Raw genomic sequence first — 19,096 nt, forward strand, 5'->3', positions numbered from 1 at the left:
TGGGCCTCTGTGACGAGGTTTGTGACGAGGTCTGTGTTGTCACCGAACCCAGCTAAGCGGAAAGTGACCGTTGGGCTCTGTGGCGACGCTGAAGAGCCGCTCGCAGCAAGACTCGTTCGCTGTAGCCACGGCATGTTCTCCCAGTCCACGAGCACGTGGGTCGCCTTCGAAGTTCTGCCGCTCTCACAAAGCGAAGGGGCGAAGTTGCTCGATAGGTTGAAGCGCCTGGCCGCCAGCTCTCGGGCTTGGCGAACTCTCCAAGTCGCCGCATTCCTCCCCACCGGCCAACCGTCAGAACCGGAAACCCGGAGCCACCTGGAAGAGTTGTGCCGGTCGCTGCGCACCATGCTCGAAGGCGCCAGGTACTTCCACGATGTCCGGGCTCTTGGCGAAGCGCCGGCGGAACGCACCTTTGTCCAGACGAAACCGCTGCGCTGGGCCCGGCGACAGGATCGCCTCGCAAACCCGCTGCAGTTGAGTCAAGGTGAAACGTTCGGGCATCAGGTGCAGCGGCAAGGCGTGGTCTTGAATGCGCTGCCTTAGCGCAGTCCGTGCCCAGAGGATCTGCTGTGCGTGATCGAAGGCCAGGCGCTCGCCTGGCGCATCGGCATCACACCATTGCACACGGTCTACGCTGGACCGCACGACCGCTTGCACCTGGTCACGTGGCAGCAGCGCGCAGTGCAGAACGGACAACGACCAGCCACGAGGATCGCGCGCTGCGCCCGCGAAGGTTCGCAACTGCGCCAGATACGGCACCTCCACGCTGATCTTCTCGCGCAGCGCTCTTCGGGCGGTGACCTCGAGATCCGCATCACCCTGTGGCTGGAGGATGGCGCCCGGCAGTGCCCACAAGCCCGCTGCGGGCTCCTGCTCGCGCCGCACCAGCAGCACCTGCAGACGGTCGTCTGTGACGCTGAACAGCGCGACGTCAGCGGAAACGAGCGGATAAAGCTGCCTGACCATGACGAGACAGTTTGCCAGACTCTGGCTAAGATATTGGCATTCTGCCAACAACATGGTCTGAAGGGTGGGCTCGGTGATCTGGCTCGAGGTCTTGGCGAACGGCGCGATGACGGTCTCCATCTTGCTGGCCGCTCGCAACAGCGTGCACACCTGGTGGACAGGCATCGCCGGCTGCCTGCTCTTTGCTGCCCTGTTCACACAAGCCAAGCTGTACGCCGATGTGACGCTGCAGGCCTTCTTCGTGGCCACCAGCGCCGCGGGTTGGTGGCGATGGCGCGTCCAGCAGCACCAGCCGCAACTGCCCATCACCAGCGCAGATCACCGCAGCTTGCTTCTTTTGCTGATGTGCGGTGTGCTCGGCGCGATGGCTTACGGCTGGCTCCTGTCGCGATGGACAGACGCCTTTGCCCCGTTCCTGGATTCACTGGTGCTGGCCTTCAGCATCGTCGCGCAGTTGCTGCTGATGAAACGCCAGATCCAGACCTGGTGGTTCTGGCTGCTGGTCAATCTGCTGGCGGTTCCGCTGTTCTTCAGCCGGGAGCTCTACATCACCGCGGCCCTGTACACGGCTTACCTGCTCAATGCCGGCTTGGCGCTCAGGCACTGGAAGCGCTTGGCCCAGCTGCAGCGTCGGCCAGCGCAAGCCGCATGAACACTCGCTTTCGTCGGGGCCTGGTTGTCGGCAAGTTCAGTCCGCTGCACCACGGACACGAGTTCCTGATCAAGACAGCCCAAGCCGCTTGCGACGAGGTCGTGGTGCTTTCCTACTCCAAGCCCGAGTTTGCGCACTGCCATGCGGCGTCGCGTCGAGCCTGGTTGCGTCACCTCTTTCCGGACGTCGCGTCAGTCGTCCTGGACGATGCAGAACTGGCCCGGCTGTGCCGGATCAGGTGCGTCGTGCCACGCTGCATGCCCGCCAACGACGCGACGGACGACGAACACCGGGCCTTCGTGGCTTGGATCTGCCAGCGCCTGCTGCAGCTTCATGTCGAGGCGGTCTTCACAAGCGAAGCCTACGGCGCAGGCTTTGCGGGCTTCCTCTCCCGCGAGTTCGCGCAAGAGGCCGTGTCGCACCCAGGCGTCGTGCACTGCCTGGTCGATCAGCGCCGGACCACGTACCCAGTCCGAGGGACCGATGTCCGAGAAGACCCGGCGCGGTGGCGCGCTTGGGTCGACCCCCTGGTGCACGCTGACCTGGTGAGGCGCGTCTGCATCCTGGGCGGCGAATCGAGCGGCAAGACGACGCTGGCCGGCGCACTTGCAAGGACGCTGGGTGCGGCGCTGGTGCCCGAGTACGGGAGGGCCTATTGGGAGCAAACCGGGCAAGACCTCAGTCTTCACGAACTGGAAGTCGTGGCACGAACCCAGGTGGCGCACGAGATCCAGGCCGCGCAGAGCACGCCACCTTGCCTGGTCTGCGACACCTCGCCCTTGTCGACGCTGATTTACGCCTTGCTGGACCACGGCCGACCGCCACGCGCTCTCGTTGCGCTGTCACGGAGGCGCTACGACCTCATCGTTCTCTGCAGGCCAGACATCGCGTTCCAACAAGACGGCACGCGTCGGGATGCAAGCTGGCGTGCTGCCCAGCATGAGATGACGCGGGCGCTGCTGCGCCGCCGCAGGCTGCCCTTTCTCGAAGTGTCTGGCAGCGTCGACGAACGTGTGGCCCAGGTGGTGGAGAAACTGACGTGACGAACTGCTGTTGCTTGAAGCCTGCCGCGCGCGCGCACAGGGCCTCGCGGCAGCTCCTGGTGAGCCTGATCTGCATGGCCGCCATGTCCGCGCAGGCGCAGGTGGCACAGGCCCCAGTGGGCAAAAGCGACCCGCAGCAGCCTTCTGCGCAGCGTGTCGTCGTTCAGGCAGATCGCGTGCCAGGCGGTCTGCTGTCACCGCGCAACGGCAGGCTGGAGCCGGCCGACAGCACGGTTTCGCTCTTGGAAGTTGAGGCGCTCACAGCACCCGGGAACAGCTCGCTTGCAGCTGTGCTGGCCGCGGTGCCTTCGGTTGGCGAGAACTTTGCGGCCGTGGGCTACTACGAGAACTTCACGATCCGCGGCTTCACGCTGGACATGGGCAGCGCCTTTCGCGTCAACGGCATGGTGGTTCCCGGCGAATGGCAGTTTCCCTTGGAAGGCACGGCGGCGCTGCAAGTCGCCGCCGGGGTGGCTGGCAGCAGCGGCGGGCTCGTGGGTGCAGGAGGCAGCCTCAACCAGATCACGCCTCGCGGGGGTGCGCCGCTGCGCGCCCGCCTGGAGTCCGATGCGCAGGCAGGGACGCTGCTCGCCGTCGATGGAGGGCGGTCGCATGCGGTTTGGTCGTGGCGCACCACGGCTTCGCATGCGCGTCTGCGGCCTCCGTTCCCGGGTGCGGACGGCCACCGCAGCTTCATCGGCATGGCTTTGGATGCCGCGCCGCATGACGGAGTGCGGCTGTTCCTCGACCTCGCACTCCAGCGCCGATCGCAGCCTGTCGTTCCGGGGTTTCAGCTGCTGGGCGGCAGCACGCCGCCCGATCTGTCCGTGCGAGGCGTGAACCTGAACGCTCAGCCGTGGTCTCGGCCTTTCACCAACAACGGACATCTGGCCATGCTGCGCATCGAGGGCGGCGGGCCCGGCGGCATGAGGTGGGAGGCCGGCCTGTCTCGCGCGCAGGCCCGCATCGATGACAACCTGGCCACCCCTTTCGGATGCAACACACCGCCCTTCGAATTCTTCTGCAGCAACGGCGACTATGTTCTGTACGACTACCACGCCAGCGAAACCCGGACGACCTCACACGCTCGGTTCTCGGCAGTCAAACCGTTCAGCGCGGCCGGCATCCAGCACGAGTTGCAGGCCGGGCTCGAGCGCATCGACCGCAAGGTGCTTCAACGCGACGTGTACAACGCAACCAGCTATGACGCTGCGGGCCTGGCCCTGTCAGGCAACATATACCGGCCGGACTCGGTGTTGGCCAGGCCGGTGGCCCCCGGGGCCGACCGCCCACCCAGCAACAGTTCGCAATCGGCCCTGACGCTCGGGTACGCGGCAACCCTTGGGCCCTGGAGATCGGTACTCGGTCTGCGGTGGACCGAGATCGATGCGCCAGGGACCCTGCCGGACGAGCGGCGCCTGCTGCCACGTTGGACGCTGAGCTGGCAGCCCGGGCCCTCAATGAGGGTGTTCGCAAGTGTTGCCCGGGGGCTCGCATTCGGCTCTGAGGCGCCTGCCACGGCCGCCAATGCGGGGGAAGTGCTGGCGCCCCGCGTGACGCGGCAGGTCGAGGCAGGTTGGAAGAGCCGTGTCGGTGATGCATGGCAATACGGACTGACGGCGTTCCAGACGGAACGGCCCTGGGAGTTCGTAGAGCCGGTGGGCAGTTCCTGGGCGGGCAGGGGTGCCTGGGTCCAGCGCGGCCGGCAGCGCCATGAAGGCGTCGAAGCCGCCTTCGCGTGGACCTTCGAGGCGAGCGCCAGGCTGGAGGGGCGCTTCGCCTACATCAACGCCAAGGGCAGGGGATCGGAACTGATCGCTTGGGACGGCAGACAACTGCAGAACATCCCGCGAACGGCCTTGCATCTGCGGCTGGCGCGGCAACTGAACAGCCTGCCCGGGCTGAGCTACAACGCGGCGTTGACGGCGCGTTCGTCCAAGCCCGCCAATGCAGATGGCTCCGTATGGGTCAGCGGCTACTCCGTCATCGACCTGGGCCTGTCATGGAAACTTCCTTCGTCAGGCCCATCCATCAGCCTCGACGTCGGCGTGCGCAACGTGGCTGACCGCCGCTACTGGCGGGATTCAGGACAGGCCTACAGCGCCGACCTCCTGTTCCCCGGCGCGGCGCGCGCGCTGTCGGTTGCCCTCAAGGTGGGCGGTTACGAGTAGCGCCAACCTGCCCATCGCATGGTGAGCAGTGTCTGAGTTCTAGGCCTGCCAAACGCCGTAGCCGGCCTCACGCAAGCCGATGGCAAGCTCGACCTCCATGTCTCGCGCAGCGTCGTAGGGCATGGGGTTGTAGACCTCGTACAGCTGCGGCAGCAAACGCAAGCCGTAGACGAGCACGAACCTGTTCGCCTGGATCCCGGCCTTGTGCCGATCAAAGCGCAGGTCGGGATCGAGACCGGTCATGCCGACGTAGACCAGTGGTTTGCTGAGCTGGTAGTCCGGATTGGCCTTGCGAAAGGACGGCTCGCTCCAGACGCGGTCTGACAGTTCCACCACATACACGTGATGGTGGTGTCTGCGGGCGCGACTCACGGGAGTCATTCGGCCGACTCAGCGGCCCGCCTGGACGACAGCTTCAAGGTGAGCCCGCAATGCCTTGCGCCCCGCGCTGTTGGTTGAGCGCCAGGCAGCGAGCGCCAACTCCATCAACGCCTTCTCTGCAGCCGTGGGTGAAGTGTCCTCGCGGACCTCGTCCAACCACCCCGCGGGCTTGCCTTGGTGTTGCTCGATCTGCCGCGCAAGCTTGTCGCCTATCGGTCGAGACGACTTGATCTGGCTCCACATGCTGGGGGAGATCTCCAACTCTGCGGCGAAAGCCTGCTCCAGACCTTTGGGTGACGCACCACTGGCCAGCGCCTTTTCGGCGTAGGCCTGGAAGAGAGCCAACGCGTTGAGTCTTCGGGTGACGGTGGTGTTTGCCACTGTTGTTGGGCCTGATGCAACGATTTCGATCCGTCATTCTCTCAGGGGGTTGACGGCAGAGTAAAGACTATTTACAGTCCACCTCGTCGTACCTTAAGCCGCTCACATCGAGCGAAAGTTTGTTCAAGGACCCCATCGTGAAATCCCGCCACGTCTTCAGAACCACCCGACCCGTGCAGGGTCTGGTCGCGTTCGCACGTGCTGTGGCGATGGGATCGCTGGGCGCCTGCGGCGCCGCCACGCACGAGTTCCTCCCGACAAGCTGGCACCAGCTTGATCGGAGCGAGGGTCGAGTGCATCCGGGAAAGGGAAGCGCCTAGCTGCGCACCCTCGAAGCTCTGTTCACAGGGGCCCGGATTCCGAAAGGATCCGGGCCCTTTTCATTTCCTGCTTCAACCGGCCTGCGCATCGGCGCAGGCCAGCGATCAGTGGATCGCACCACCGCTCGCGGTGGACGCTCTTTAACAAGTTGCCGCAAGGCAGCCTCGGGAACCTGGATCAGGCCGACGGCATGCCTTGCAGATTTTTGCGGATGTAGCTCAACAGGCAGAGCTCGGCCACGTTTGTGGCCAGGACACGGGTTCGAGACCCGTCATTCGCTCCACTTCGGGTGTGTCCTTGCACTCCGTAGCCGCGCGACATGGTGTTGGCGGCGCGGGATGTGCGTGGCCCTTGATCAGGCCCCGTGCAGCGAGACACCACGTCCGACGGGACGCTCGCGCTCGGGCACAGCCGAAGTGGAAGCCAGTCAACAGAAGCCCCGGGCAGTTCGCGCCTCGGGGTGGAAATCGGCCGCAACGATAGGGCGGCGCCGGAACCCGTCACCGGATGGATACCTGGCTAGCTCAGCGGACAAGAGCAGCCGGCTTCTACCCGGCGGGTCGGCCGTTCGAATCGGTCACGAGGCGCCATTTCAGCCAAGGCCGAGCGCAGCGAGCAATCCCAGCGCCGCCGCCATCTCTCATCCAGACGTCCGTAGCTCAGCGGCAAGAGCGCGGCCCTCCGAAGGCCGAGGCCGGTGGTTCGAGCCCACCCGGACGTTCCATCCATCCAATCCGCACCACAGGCCACGAAAGGAGGCCCCCCATGCAACCGCCATCTCACAGCCACGTGCTGCAACTCGACATCCAGGGCACGCCCCAGGCGTGGATCTCGCTCGAGCAGGCGGCCACGCACATGGCCTCGGGCTCGGTGGCGTGGGTCGACGGCGACGGACCGCTGGCCACGCTGCGTGGCGGCTTCAATGTCGCGCGCGGCTGCCAGTCGCTGATCGAGGTGTTTCCCATCGTCGCGCTGCGCGGCGCGCCCAGGGTCAACCTGTTCGACGTGGTGCCCTCGTTCAGCAAGCAAAAGCTCTTCAGGCGCGATCGCATGACCTGCGCCTACTGCGGGCAGCGTTTCAGTGAACGCGAGCTGCAGTGCGAACACATCGTGCCGGAAGCGCGGGGCGGTGGCTGGACCTGGATGAACCTGGTCACGGCCTGCGGCACGTGCAACGGCCGCAAGGCCTGCCGCACGCCGGAAGAAGCCGGCATGCGGCTGCTGTACCTGCCGTACGTGCCCAGCCGCTTCGAAGACTTTCTGCTGGCAGGCAGGCACATCCGTGCCGACGTGCATGAGTGGCTGGCGGCGCGCCTGCCGAAAGGATCACGGCTGAACTGAAGACCGGCCGTGGAAGTTCTCGACGCATGCATGACGCTGCGTCGAGCGTTGGGGGAGGCTGCGTTGGCGGCCTCCCCTGGGCCCGGGCTCACCGGGCAAGGAGAATGATTCATGGAAACGAACTGCATCCACGAAGACGTGGGCGGCGGTGTGCCGCTGAAGATGTGGACCCGCGGCGTGCCGGTGGAAGAGGCCGCCAAGCGCCAGCTGACCAACGCCGCGCGCCTGCCCATCGTGCACCACCACATCGCGGCCATGCCCGATGTGCACTACGGCATTGGCGCGACCGTGGGCTCGGTGATCCCGACGCTGCGCGCCATCATCCCGGCCGCGGTGGGCGTGGACATCGGGTGCGGCATGATGGCCTGCAAGACCACGCTGAAGGCGGAAGACCTGCCTGACAACCTGGCGCCGCTGCGCTCGGCCATCGAACGCGCGGTGCCCCACGGCCGCCAGCCGGGCAGCCGCGACCCTGGCGCCTGGCAGAAGGCCCCGGGTTCGGTGAACACGGCCTGGGCCCAACTGGAGCCCGAGTTCACCGAGCTGTGTCGCAGCTACCCCAAGCTGGAGAAGACCAACCACATCCAGCACCTGGGCACGCTGGGCACGGGCAACCACTTCATCGAGGTCTGCCTGGATGAAGCGGGCTTCGTGTGGTTCATGCTGCACAGCGGCTCGCGCGGCGTGGGCAACTTCATCGGCACGATGTTCATCGAACTGGCCAAGCAGGACGCGCTGCGGAACAACGCCAACCTGCCTGATCGCGACCTGGCCTACTTCGAGGAAGGCAGCCGCTACTTCGGTGACTACGTGCGTGCCGTGGGCTGGGCGCAGAAGTTCGCGGCCACCAACCGCGAAGTGATGATGAAGCGCGTGATCGAGGCCGCCAAGGCCGTGATCCACAAGAACTTCCAGAGCCACATCGAGGCGGTGAACTGCCACCACAACTACGTCAGCCGCGAACACCACTTCGGCGAAGACGTGTTCGTCACGCGCAAGGGCGCCGTCAGCGCGAAGGCCGGGCAGTTGGGCATCATCCCCGGCAGCATGGGCGCGCGCAGCTACATCGTGCGTGGCAAGGGCCACCCCGACAGCTTCGAGAGCTGCAGCCACGGCGCCGGCCGCGTGATGAGCCGCACCGAGGCCAAGCGCCGCTTCACGCTGGCCGACCACCGCGCCGCCACGGAAGGCGTCGAGTGCCGCAAGGACAAGGACGTCATCGACGAGACGCCCGCGGCCTACAAGGACATCGACGCCGTGATGGAGGCCCAGCGCGACCTGGTCGACGTGGTGCACACGCTGAAGCAGGTGGTGTGCGTGAAAGGGTGACGGGTCAGCCAGCCTGCTGAGGGGCGTTCGACGCGAGTCGGGCGCCCCTTTTTTCATGCGCGCCAGCCTGGGCTGCTCACCGATCGCCCACGGCGCAGGGGCCGGCCCGGCCGGCGCCAGTGGCACCACCACTTGGCTACACTCGCCCGCCATGCGCCGCTCAGCCGTCCTGTTCCTCATGCTCGCCGCCATGCTTTGGCAGTCGGTGGCCATGGCGCGCCCGGGATCGTCGGTCAACGTGCTGGCAGACCTGGAACACGCGGCGCTGCACTGGCTGGAAGAAAGCCACCACCATCACGACGATGGGTCCTTCCACCTCGATGACTCGCCCTCGTCGAGCTTTCATGTGCTGAGCGACCACGTGGCGTGCACCATCGCCTTGCTGCCGGCGGTGTCGCACCACTTCCCGCGGAGTGTGTCGTCGCAGCCCGGTGGCCTGCTTCCCCACCGCGTGGCCGATCCCTTCCTCGACGGTCTGCTCAGGCCCCCCCGCTGCGGCGCCTGATCCGCCCGCAGTGGCAGGCACCCGGTCTCGGGTGCCCGGCCTCCCGCCCTTCGGCCCTCGCACACGGCCCTTGGTGAACTGCTGAAGCGCCCGGCGCGTCGGGCACCACAGGCCATCGCCGGCGAGCGCCCTTCGGCTGCCGACACGTCAGGAACACCGTGAAAGTTCTTCCAAGGCTTGCCGCCTGCGCACTCGCAGGGGGCCTGGCCGGCTTGCCCGCGTGGGCGCAGCCGGCTGCATCGCCGGCCGCGCCGAGCGCCGCAACGCCGGCCACCGCCCAGGCCCACGCCTCCCTGCGCACCGCGCTGGACGCCGCCTGGCTGCGCGCCGTGGCCTCACGCGAGGCCGAGGGTCAGCGCAGCCGCGCCGACGCCGAACGCGTCGCCGCCGGCAGCCTCTGGGCCGGTGCCCCGGCGCTGGAGCTGAGCCACCGCAACGACCGCCTGCACGGCCGTGCCGGCAGCCGCGAGACCGAGATGGGCCTGGCCGTGCCGCTGTGGCTGCCCGGGCAGCGTGGCGCCCGCACCGGCGTGGCCGATGCCGGCCTGGCGCAGGCGCGGCTGGCAGAGCAGGTGGCGCGCTGGCGCCTTGCCGGTGAGGTGCGTGAAGCGGCATGGCAGGTGGCCGGCCAGCAGGCCGAGCTTGAGCAGGCCGAAGCGCTGGCCACGTCACTGCGGCAGCTGGCCGAGGATGTCGTCAGGCGCGTGCAGGCGGGCGACCTGGCGCCCGCCGACAGCCTGGCGGCGCAGGCCGAGGCGCTGGCCGCAACGGCGGCCCGCGCCGATGCCCGCCAGCGCCTGCAGGCCGCACACGCCCGCTGGCGGCTGTTGACCGGGCTCACGGCGCCGCCAGCCCCGGAAGACGCCGCCGAGCCTGAGCCTGCCCTGCACGACGCAGCCGGTGCAGCCCCCCACCCCGAATGGCAACTCGCCAGCCAGACCACCGAGCTGGCGCGCCAGCGCGTGGCGCTGCTGCGCCACTCGCGCCGCGACGCGCCCGAGCTTACGGTGGCGGTGCGCCAAGACACGCCGGGCCGCGGCGAGGCTGCGCGCGGCAGCGTCTCCGTCGGCCTGCGCCTGCCCTTCGGCACCGACGAGCGCAACCGGCCGCTCGAAGCAGCGGCCCTGGCCGAACTCGACATCGCGCAGACCCACGAACAGCGGCTGCGCGAGCGGCTCGACAGCGACATCGCCATGGCGCGTGAAGCGCAACGCTCGGCCCAGGCCCAGCTCGACGCCGAGGCCCAGCGCGCCCGCCTCCTGCGCGAGCGCGCAGCCCTGCTGGACAAATCCTTCCGCGCCGGCGAAACGCCGCTGCCCGAGCTGCTGCGCGCTCTGGCCGCCGCAGCCCAGGCCGACAGCACCGCCGCCCGCCAGACCGCCGCGCTGGGCCTGGCCCGCGCGCGCCTCCAACAAGCCCTCGGACGCCTCCCATGAAGATGACTTCCCCAAGCCGCCGCACCCCGCACCCGTTGGCCGCGCTGGCCTTGATGCTGCCGCTCGCGCTGCCCCCCGCCAGCTGGGCCGGGCCCGGCGCGCACGGGCCCAACGGTGAACACCTCGACGCCCCCACCACCGTGCTGGCCGCCGCGGCCCTGCCACGCCTGGAGGCGAAGTCGGAAACCTTCGAACTGGTGGCCGAGCTGCGCGCCACCGAACTGGTCGTCCTCGTCGACCGCTACGAGACGAACGAGCCCGTGCTGGGGGCGCGGCTCGAAGTGGAGAGTGGCGGGGTGAAGGCGGTGGCGGCCTTCCGGCCCGAGGAAGGCGACTACGCCGTCACCGATGCAGCCCTGCTGAAGGCGCTGGCCGCGCCTGGCGAACACGGGCTGGTCTTCACGCTGGTGGCAGGCTCGGAAAGCGACCTGCTCGACGGCACGCTGGCGGCAGCCGCAGGCGGCACCGGCACCGCCAGCGCACACGGCCACGACGATCACGTGCACGGCCACGGCCTGGAACGCGCGGCCTGGGCAGGCGGCGGCATTGCCGCGCTGGGCCTGCTCGGCAGCCTGGCCTGGTGGCGCTGGCGCCGCCACACGGCCGCCCAGCCGAAGGGGGCCCTGTGATGAAGCAGCGCCTGCACCTCCTCTTGGCCACCGCGGCCCTGCTCGGCGTCTCCTGGGCCTGGGCCGGCCCCGGCGCGCACGGCCCCAACGGCGAGCACCTCGACGCACCGGGCCCGGCCGTCAACGCCTCGGGCCTGGCGCGCCTGCCCGACGGCAGCGTCAACGTGCCCAAGCTGGCCCAGCGGCGCATGGCCATCCGCACGGTGCTGGCGCCCTTGGCCGAGGCCGCGGCCACCGTCGAGCTGCCCGGCCGGGTGGTCATGGACCCGAACGCCAGCGGCCGTGTGCAGGCCGCGCACGGCGGCCGCATCGAGCCGGGCCCGCAAGGGCTGCCGGTGGCCGGCCAGGCGGTGCGGCGCGGTGACGTGCTGGCCTACGTGCGCCACCACGCCGAGCCCTACGCCTTGGGCACCCAGCAGGCCCAGCTGGCCGAGCTGCGCGCCCAGCGCCAGCTGGCCGAGCAGCGTGTGCAGCGCCTCGAAGGCCTGCAAGGCACGGTGCCCCGCAAGGACATCGAGGCCGCGCGCAACGAAGCCGCGAGCCTGGCTGAACGCGAGCGCAGCATCGGGGCCAGCCTCGTGGCGCGTGAGGCATTGACGGCCCCCGTCAGCGGCGTCATCGCGCGGGCCGACATCGTGATGGGCCAGGTCGTGGAGCCCCGCGACGTGCTCTTCGAGGTGGTCGACCCCGCACGCATGCTGGTGGAGGCCACCACGGCCGACGCGACGCTGGCCGCGCGCGTGGCCGGCGCTACGCTGCAAGGCCTGCCCGACGTGCAGCTGCGCCTGGTCGGCGCCGCGCGCGCGCTGCGCGACGGCGTGCTGCCGCTGAGCTTCGCGGTGTCCAGCGCCAAGCCCGGCGCAGGCCTGCCTGTGGCCATCGGCCAGCCGGTGACGGTGGTTGCACAGACGCGCGAGCGCATCCAGGGCGTGGTGCTCCCGGCGCAGGCCGTGGTGCGCAACCCGTCCAACGAGCCCATCGTCTGGATCAAGTCCGGCGCCGAGCGCTTCATCCCGCAGCCGGTGCAGTTCCGCCCGCTGGACGCGCGCACGGTGGTGGTCACCCAGGGCCTCGGCGCGGACAACCGCGTCGTGGTGCAGGGCGCGCCGCTGATCGCGCAGATCCGCTGAACCGGAGCGCCCCACATGTTCAACTGGATCGTCCGCACCAGCCTGCACAACCGCCTGTTCGTGCTGGCCTTCGCGGCGCTGCTGATGGTCTACGGCGCGATGACGGCCTGGCGAACGCCGGTCGACGTCTTCCCCGATCTCAACAAGCCCGTCATCACCGTGCTCACCGAAGCCGGCGGCATGGCGCCGCAAGAGGTGGAGCAGCTCGTCACCATTCCGCTGGAGACGGCGCTCAACGGCATGCCGGGCGTCACGCGCGTGCGCAGCACCTCGGGCGTGGGCCTGTCCATCGTCTACGCCGAGTTCGACTGGGGCACCGACATCTACCGCAACCGGCAGCTGGTGGCCGAGCGGCTGGCGCTGGTGCGCACGCAGATGCCGGGCGACATCACGCCGGTGATGGGGCCGGTCTCGTCGATCATGGGCGAGATCATGCTGGTGGCGCTGCCCTTGACATCGGCGAACGTGCCCGGCGACGGCAAGCCCTCGGCGGCCACGCCCATGCAGGCGCGGGAGTACGCCGATTTCGTGCTGCGCCCGCGCCTGCTGTCCATCGCGGGGGTCTCGCAGGTCATCCCCATCGGCGGTGAGGTGCGCACGCTGCGCGTCGCGCCCGACACGGCGCGCATGGCGCAGTTCGGCGTCTCGCTCACGCAGCTGGAGCAGGCGCTGCAGGGCTATGCCGGTAACGCCGGTGGCGGCTTCATCGACCTCAACAGCCGCGAGTACCTGATCCGCCACGTCGGGCGCAGCAACCGGCTCGAGGACCTGGCCGGCGTGGCCGTGGCCTGGAAGGAGGGCCGTGCGATCCTGCTCGAGCAGGTGGCCAGCGTCTCCTTCGCGGCCGGCCTGAAGCGGGGCGACGCCGGCTACAACGGCCTGCCCGCGGTCATCGTCAGCGTGCAGAAGCAGCCCGATGCCGACACCGTGAAGCTGAGCGCGCAGGTCGAGGCCGCACTGGCCGAGCTGAAGCAGGGCCTGCCGCCCGGCATGGCCGAGCCCCGGGTGCTGTTCCGCCAGGCCGACTTCATCAAGGCCTCCACCGGCAACGTGGCCGAGGCGCTGCGCGATGGCGCGATCATGGTCGCCATCGTGCTGTTCGCCTTCCTGCTGTCGGCGCGCACCACGGTGATCTCGCTGGTGGCCATCCCGCTGTCGCTGGCGGTGACCGCGCTGGTCTTCCAGCTGCTCGGGCAATCGATCAACGTGATGACGCTGGGCGGCCTGGCCATCGCCATCGGCGAGCTGGTCGACGACGCGGTGGTGGACGTCGAGAACATCCTGCGCCGACTGAAGCAGAACCGGGCCGCGGGCCACCCGCTGTCGGTGCTGGAGGTGGTGCGCCGCGCCAGCGTGGAGGTGCGCTCGGGCATCGTCTATGCCACCGTCATCGTGGTGCTGGTTTTCGTGCCGCTGTTCGCGCTGCCCGGCATCGAAGGGCGCCTGTTCACGCCGCTGGGCATCGCCTACATCGTCTCGATCGGCGCCTCGATGCTGGTGTCGATGACGGTGACGCCGGTGATGTGCACCTACCTGCTGCCGACGATGAAGCGGCTGGACCACGGCGACAGCCCCCTGGTGGCCTGGCTCAAGCGCCAGGACACCCGGCTGCTGCAGTGGTCCTTCGGCCGCGCCAGGCTGTTGATCGCCCTGGCCGTGCTGGCGGTGGCCGGCGCCGCGGCCACGGTGCCCTTCTTCCCGCGCGCCTTCCTGCCGGCGTTCAACGAGGGCTCGCTGGTGCTGGGGCTGATCATGCAGCCCGGCACCTCGCTGGCCGAGGCCAACCGCGTGGGGGCCGTGGCCGAGGCGCTGATCCGCCAGGTGCCCGAGGTCACGCAGGTGGGCCGCCGCACCGGCCGCGCCGAGCTCGACGAACACGCCGAGGGCGTGCACTCGTCGGAGATCGACGTCGACCTGAAGCGGTCAGCGCGCGACCGCGAAGCCATCATGGCCGACATCCGTGCGCGGCTGTCGACACTGCCGGCGCAGGTGGCCATCGGCCAGCCCATCAGCCACCGGCTCGACCACCTGCTGTCGGGCGTGCGCGCGCAGATCGCGGTGAAGATCTACGGCGACGACACCGACACGCTGCGCGGCCTGGCCGAGCAGATGCGCGCGCAGCTCGCGCAGGTGCCGGGGCTGGTGGACCTGACGGTCGAGAAGCAGGTGCTCATCCCGCAGATCACCGTGCGCCTGGACCACCGCAAGGCGGCCCAGGCGGGCCTGGCGCCGGGCGAGGCCATCCGCGTGCTGCAGGCGCTGACCGACGGCGCGCACGGCGCCCAGATCGTGGACGGCCCGCGCCGCTACGAACTGGTGCTGCGCCTGCCCGACAACCAGCGCAGCCCGCAGGACCTGGCACGCACGCTCATCGACACCCCGGCCGGCCGCGTGCCGGTGTCCAGCATCGCCAGCGTGGAAGAGAGCGACGGCCCGAACCAGATCGGCCGCGAGAACGGGCGCCGCCGCATCGTCGTCTACGCCAACACCGATGGCAGCGACATGGGCGGCGTGATCGCCGACATCCGCCGCATCATCCAGGGCCAGGCGCTGCCCAGCGGCAACTTCATCAGCCTGGAAGGCCAGTTCCAGGCGCAGGAGCAGGCCACGCGCCTGATCGCCGGCCTGTCGCTGGTGTCGCTGGCGATGATCTTCCTGGTGCTGTACTCGCGCTACCAGTCGGCCGTGCTGGCCGGCATCATCATGGCCAACATCCCGCTGGCGCTGATCGGCTCGGTGGTGGCGATGTGGGTCGCCGGGGTGCAGCTGTCGGTGGCCTCGATGGTGGGCTTCATCACGCTGGCCGGCATTGCCACGCGCAACGGCATCCTGAAGGTCAGCCACTACATCAACCTCTGCAAGTTCGAGGGCGAGAGCTTCAGCCAGGCCATGATCGTGCGCGGCTCGCTGGAGCGCCTGACCCCGGTGCTGATGACGGCGCTGGTGGCGGCTTTCGCGCTGACGCCGCTGCTGCTGGCGGCCGATGCCCCGGGCAAGGAGATCCTGCACCCGGTGGCTGTGGTGATCTTCGGCGGCCTGGTCAGCTCGACGCTGCTGGACACGCTGCTGACGCCGGTGCTGTTCTGGATGTTCGGAGAGAAAGCGACCCAGCGCCTGACCCGGCCCGAGCACCCCGCACCGGCCGGCGAGGCAGCGGCCGAGGAAGCCTATTGAGTTGAAATCAGGCCCGGCGGCGCCGCCTGTTCGAGTGCGCCGCGCCCCCTGGAGAAACGGAATTGATGATGAACAAGCGGTTGACCTGTGTGGTGCTGGCGCTGTCGGCGCTGTCGTTCAATGCGGCCTGGGCCCACGGCGAAGCCAAGGCCCGGCATGGCGGGGTGGTGGCCAAGGCCAACGACCTGAACTTCGAACTGGTGGGCACGCCCGCCGGCGCTGCGATCTACATCGATGACCATGGCAAGCCCCTGGCGCCCACCGGCATGACCGGCAAGCTGACCGTGCTCAAGGGCACCGAGAAATCGGAGGCCGAACTGGTGGTGGCCGGCGACAGGCTGGAAGCCAAGGGCGTGAAGCTGCCGCCTGGCGCCAAGGCCGTGGCCGCCTTGACGACACCGGCCAAGAAGGCCCTGACGGTGCGCTTCACCATCAAGTGAGCGAATGGGCGCCGCCCGGCGCCAGAGCGTGCCGGTCTTGGGCCAGCTTGAAGACGCTGACCACCTCCACCAGCTTGCTCGCCTGGCTGTTCAGGCTTTCGGCGGCGGCGGCGCTTTGTTCCACCAGCGCAGCGTTCTGCTGGGTGCTTCGGTCCATCTGCCCGACAGCCTGACCCACCTGCGCCACACCGCTGCTCTGCGCCTGCGAGGCCGCGCTGATCTCGCCCACGAGGTCGGTCACTCGGCGTATCGAGCTCACCACCTCCCCCATGGTCCGGCCCGCCTGGTCGACCAGTGCCATGCCCTGTTCCACGCGTTCGGCGCTGGCGCCGATCAGGCTCTTGATCTCCTTGGCCGCCGCTGCGCTGCGCTGGGCCAGGCTGCGCACCTCGCTGGCCACCACCGCGAAGCCGCGCCCCTGCTCGCCAGCGCGCGCAGATTCCACAGACGCGTTCAGCGCGAGGATGTTGGTCTGGAAGGCGATGCCATCGATGGTGCCGATGATGTCGGCGATCTTGCGTGAGCGTTCGCTGATGTCCCGCATGGTCTCGACCACCTGGCCCACGACCTCGCCGCCCCGCACCGCCACGCACGAAGCGGACTGCGCCAGCTGGTTGGCCCGTTGTGCATGGTCGGCGTTCCTGCGCACCGTCGTGTCCAGTTCCTCCATCGTCGCGGCGGTCTGCTGCAGCGCGCCGGACTGTGCTTCGGTGCGCTGGCTCAGGTCGGCATTGCCCTGGGCAATCTGCGCACTGCCGCAGGCCACGCTCTGGGCGTTGCTGCGCACGTCGCTCACCACCCGCACCAAACCCTCCTGCATGGCCTTCAGCTGCGCCATCAGGCTGCTGCGGTCGCCGGCCTGGAGGTCGATGTGCACCGTCAGGTCACCCTGTGCCACCGCACGGGCCAGATCGGCAGCCGCTTCGGGTTCGCCACCCAGCCGGCTTGTGATCGTTCGGCTGAAGCCCACCGCGCCCAGCAGGGTCGCCACACCCACCACCCCCATCAGCGTCAAGCTGATGACGGTGGCACGCTGGCCGTCCGCGTGGGCCTGGGCCGCGGTGGCCGCGCCGGACGCAGCCAGCATCTCACCCACTTCGGCCAGCAGCTTGGCCGGCTCGCGGTCCATGCCCCGCACCGCACCGTCGCCCGCCACGGGGTCGCGCTCTGCGGCCAGGAAGGCATCGAACGCACGGCGGTAGCCCTGGCCCATGCTGGCGTGAGCTGCGGTGAACTGCGCCAGGCGCTTGCGCGCGGGGCCTTCGGGCAAGGCCGCCAGCAGCGCCTTCGCAGCCTCGGTCACATCACGCTCGGACTGCACGAAGGCGCCCCAATGCCGGTCGAGGGCTTGGGGATCCTTGCCACGCAGGAGGACGTTCTTCCACTCCTGCACCTGGGTCTTGAACAAGGACTCGAGCCGCCGCGCGCTGAACGCACCCGCACTGGCGGCTCGAACCTCGGTGGCGTAGTGGGCGATGGACTGGTTCAGGCTGTAGACGCCGTAGAGCGAAGCGCCGAGTGCCAGCAGAAGCGCAAGGCCGAAGGCGAGCGGCAGCTTGAGGCTGAGTTTCATGTTTTCTCTCTGGGGTGATTTGTGACTCCCTGGGTATCGGAAGGCCGAGCAGGCAGGGCAAGACTGCCCAGAAGGGCTGCCCTCAAGCGACCGACAAAGGCAGCGCCAGCACCGCAGCCGGTTCGTCAGGCTGGGCCTCCCGGTCCTGAATCAAGGCCAGCAGCCGTTCGACGGTGTGGCTCGGATGCGGCCGATCGAGCAGCACCAGGCGGCATCTGCAGCAACGAGCGAGGGGCCGCACCCGGGGCCGGGCCCATGCAGCCGCCAGCGCGCTATCGGTCCACCTGTGAAACGCTGCCAGCAACCAGCTTCCAGCCCGTGGTCGATCGATGCCAGAAGCGCAGGTAGCGGAAGTGCCCTTGAAAGCCCTGCCCCTTGAAGCTGCCAACGACAAAGGCCAGCGAGCTCACCGCAGCGGCCTGCGTACCGATGCGAAAGTGGCGCTCTTGCAGGTCGATGGCGCTCATGCGTTGCTCGCCTGAACGGTAGAGACCGAGATCCGCCTCTTTGGAGAGCAAGCTGCCGGTGGGGCCGACGAAGAGCAGGTCCTCCTCGATCAGCGCGTCCAGCTTCTCGACGTCGGCCGCCAGCATGGCGGCTCTGAGCATTTCTTCTGCGTGTTCCAGCTCGGACTGAACATCATTCATCGCGGGTTCGAGGGCTGGAAGCAGCCAGTGCACGGAGGTTGACAGACCATCCCGTGTTTTCGTCGAAGTGCCGCTTGAAGGCCACAGCGCCAAGGGGCAGGCGGGCGCATCGATGCACCCCTGCAGGAGTGCCCTGCAAGGCCGGGCGATGGTGTCCAGCGCAAGCTGCCCAGCATTTCGGCCCATGCATCAGCGCAGGACGCCTCTGCGCGGCAGGGCTTGGCCTTCAAGGCCGCCCGGCAAGCCGGCGTGGTGCTGGCCGCTGACCTTGCGGTGGGCGCATGGGTGGCCCGAAGGTTTGCACGTCCGGGGCCCGCACCCACGCGCGGGGCCTGACGCGCCTCAGGGGAGGGACGAATCGGGGTGGTCACGCGGCACCCGCTGCAGGTAGTCGGCGAGCAAACCGCCGTGCAGCGGCTTGACCATGACGCGCGCCTTGCGGGGCTGGCCGCTCGCATCGACGATGTCGCGCACGCGCACGGCCTGGTAGCCGCACCGCGCCCAGAAGCGTTCGGCGCGCCCGTTGCCTTCGATCACGGCCAGACGCAGCCAGTGCGCGCCGCCCTCGCGGGCCTTGGCTTCCAGCGCCTGGTGCAAGGCCAGGGCCGCACCGGTGCCCCTGAGTTCCTGCGCGAGGAAGAACAAGGCCGTGTGCCAGACGCCGCGGGCCGGCAGGTCCGACACCAGGATCAGCGAGCCGCGCAAGGCCCCTGCGCGGTCGAACACGCCGGCGAACCAGCGGGTGCCGTAAGGCAGGTGCGCGGGCGGAAACTCTTCAAACTCCCGCTGCGCCTCGTCGGGCTCGGGGGGCCGGCCGTTGACCGTGACGAAGTAGTCCGGGTTCGCTTCAAACAGCGCCTGCAGGGCCGGCACGCCCTCGGCCTGAATGTCCCGAACGGCCAAGTCCGCGGTTTCGAAATGGAGCGGCATCGGTCTGTGCAGTGTTGGTGCCAGATTGTCGACGCGGGCCACTGCGC

18 protein-coding genes and 3 tRNA genes are annotated in these 19,096 nt (G+C 68.9%); 14 read left to right on the top strand and 7 right to left on the bottom strand.

What is annotated here, in order from left to right; genetic code table 11:
* Positions 1-291: 291 nt before the first annotated feature.
* Entirely contained in the window at positions 292-1,086 is a 795-nt protein-coding gene (locus EOE66_RS19575; protein ID WP_245479114.1) for an NrtR DNA-binding winged helix domain-containing protein, read from the bottom strand.
* Here EOE66_RS19575 and pnuC point away from each other — a divergent pair.
* From pnuC to EOE66_RS19590, 3 genes are read left to right on the top strand one after another with little or no spacing between them, the layout of a single operon-like run.
* Positions 1,073-1,618, top strand: a complete 546-nt coding sequence (gene pnuC / locus EOE66_RS19580; protein ID WP_205702758.1) for a nicotinamide riboside transporter PnuC — start codon at positions 1,073-1,075, stop codon at positions 1,616-1,618. The two genes, EOE66_RS19575 and pnuC, sit on opposite strands and share 14 nt — an antisense overlap.
* Positions 1,615-2,661 carry an AAA family ATPase gene (locus EOE66_RS19585; RefSeq protein ID WP_128230423.1) on the top strand — a complete coding sequence of 349 codons (1,047 nt, stop codon included), beginning with the start codon at positions 1,615-1,617 and terminating at the stop codon, positions 2,659-2,661. The genes pnuC and EOE66_RS19585 overlap by 4 nt, the downstream gene beginning before the upstream one ends.
* Before the next feature lie 14 nt (positions 2,662-2,675).
* Positions 2,676-4,832, top strand: coding sequence for a TonB-dependent receptor (locus tag EOE66_RS19590; RefSeq protein ID WP_164885187.1), 2,157 nt, complete (start codon positions 2,676-2,678; stop codon positions 4,830-4,832).
* A gap of 39 nt (positions 4,833-4,871) precedes the next feature.
* On the opposite strand, the gene EOE66_RS19595 is transcribed toward EOE66_RS19590, so the two are convergent.
* Together EOE66_RS19595 and EOE66_RS19600 are read right to left on the bottom strand one after the other, a co-directional pair.
* Complete coding sequence (locus tag EOE66_RS19595; RefSeq protein ID WP_128230425.1) at positions 4,872-5,213, bottom strand: hypothetical protein; 342 nt, start codon at positions 5,211-5,213, stop codon at positions 4,872-4,874.
* Positions 5,214-5,222: 9 nt separating this feature from the next.
* Positions 5,223-5,594 carry a hypothetical protein gene (locus EOE66_RS19600; RefSeq protein ID WP_128230426.1) on the bottom strand — a complete coding sequence of 124 codons (372 nt, stop codon included), beginning with the start codon at positions 5,592-5,594 and terminating at the stop codon, positions 5,223-5,225.
* Positions 5,595-6,122: 528 nt separating this feature from the next.
* On the opposite strand from EOE66_RS19600, the gene EOE66_RS19605 reads away from it, so the two are divergent.
* The 11 genes from EOE66_RS19605 (at position 6,123) to EOE66_RS19655 (ending at position 15,899) form a co-directional block, all read left to right on the top strand.
* Positions 6,123-6,198: transfer RNA gene (locus EOE66_RS19605), tRNA-OTHER, on the top strand.
* Between the two features lie 238 nt (positions 6,199-6,436).
* Positions 6,437-6,505: transfer RNA gene (locus EOE66_RS19610), tRNA-Arg, on the top strand.
* Positions 6,506-6,563: 58 nt separating this feature from the next.
* Positions 6,564-6,639, top strand: a tRNA-Arg gene (locus EOE66_RS19615).
* Between the two features lie 41 nt (positions 6,640-6,680).
* Positions 6,681-7,256 carry an HNH endonuclease gene (locus EOE66_RS19620; RefSeq protein WP_128230427.1) on the top strand — a complete coding sequence of 192 codons (576 nt, stop codon included), beginning with the start codon at positions 6,681-6,683 and terminating at the stop codon, positions 7,254-7,256.
* Between the two features lie 111 nt (positions 7,257-7,367).
* On the top strand, positions 7,368-8,585 hold the full coding sequence (locus EOE66_RS19625) for an RtcB family protein (protein ID WP_128230428.1): 1,218 nt from the start codon (positions 7,368-7,370) through the stop codon (positions 8,583-8,585).
* Positions 8,586-8,640: 55 nt separating this feature from the next.
* Positions 8,641-9,090 carry a hypothetical protein gene (locus EOE66_RS19630; protein WP_245479115.1) on the top strand — a complete coding sequence of 150 codons (450 nt, stop codon included), beginning with the start codon at positions 8,641-8,643 and terminating at the stop codon, positions 9,088-9,090.
* Between the two features lie 158 nt (positions 9,091-9,248).
* On the top strand, positions 9,249-10,526 hold the full coding sequence (locus tag EOE66_RS19635) for a TolC family protein (protein ID WP_128230430.1): 1,278 nt from the start codon (positions 9,249-9,251) through the stop codon (positions 10,524-10,526).
* A complete protein-coding gene (locus tag EOE66_RS19640; RefSeq protein WP_128230431.1) occupies positions 10,523-11,155 on the top strand; it encodes a hypothetical protein in 633 nt (210 codons plus the stop codon). Before EOE66_RS19635 ends, EOE66_RS19640 begins: the two co-directional genes overlap by 4 nt.
* Entirely contained in the window at positions 11,155-12,285 is a 1,131-nt protein-coding gene (locus EOE66_RS19645; protein ID WP_128230432.1) for an efflux RND transporter periplasmic adaptor subunit, read from the top strand. The genes EOE66_RS19640 and EOE66_RS19645 overlap by 1 nt, the downstream gene beginning before the upstream one ends.
* A 15-nt stretch (positions 12,286-12,300) precedes the next feature.
* The gene (locus tag EOE66_RS19650) at positions 12,301-15,459 is read left to right on the top strand and encodes an efflux RND transporter permease subunit (protein ID WP_128230433.1); all 3,159 of its coding nucleotides are present in this window, start codon (positions 12,301-12,303) and stop codon (positions 15,457-15,459) included.
* A gap of 68 nt (positions 15,460-15,527) precedes the next feature.
* Positions 15,528-15,899: a hypothetical protein gene (locus EOE66_RS19655; RefSeq protein WP_128230434.1), complete on the top strand. Its 372-nt coding sequence runs from the start codon at positions 15,528-15,530 to the stop codon at positions 15,897-15,899.
* On the opposite strand, the gene EOE66_RS19660 is transcribed toward EOE66_RS19655, so the two are convergent.
* The 4 genes from EOE66_RS19660 to EOE66_RS19670 form a co-directional block, all read right to left on the bottom strand.
* Entirely contained in the window at positions 15,892-17,472 is a 1,581-nt protein-coding gene (locus tag EOE66_RS19660) for a methyl-accepting chemotaxis protein (RefSeq protein ID WP_128230435.1), read from the bottom strand. The two genes, EOE66_RS19655 and EOE66_RS19660, sit on opposite strands and share 8 nt — an antisense overlap.
* A gap of 82 nt (positions 17,473-17,554) precedes the next feature.
* Positions 17,555-17,677 carry a hypothetical protein gene (locus tag EOE66_RS22300; protein ID WP_259376401.1) on the bottom strand — a complete coding sequence of 41 codons (123 nt, stop codon included), beginning with the start codon at positions 17,675-17,677 and terminating at the stop codon, positions 17,555-17,557.
* A 67-nt stretch (positions 17,678-17,744) separates the two neighbouring features.
* A complete protein-coding gene (locus EOE66_RS19665) occupies positions 17,745-18,119 on the bottom strand; it encodes a nuclear transport factor 2 family protein (protein ID WP_164885188.1) in 375 nt (124 codons plus the stop codon).
* A gap of 342 nt (positions 18,120-18,461) precedes the next feature.
* Positions 18,462-19,091, bottom strand: coding sequence for a GNAT family N-acetyltransferase (locus EOE66_RS19670; protein ID WP_245479116.1), 630 nt, complete (start codon positions 19,089-19,091; stop codon positions 18,462-18,464).
* Between the last annotated feature and the right edge of the window lie 5 nt (positions 19,092-19,096).

It is taken from the genome of Rubrivivax rivuli (assembly GCF_004016505.1).
In the GTDB taxonomy this organism is placed as follows: domain Bacteria; phylum Pseudomonadota; class Gammaproteobacteria; order Burkholderiales; family Burkholderiaceae_C; genus Rubrivivax; species Rubrivivax rivuli.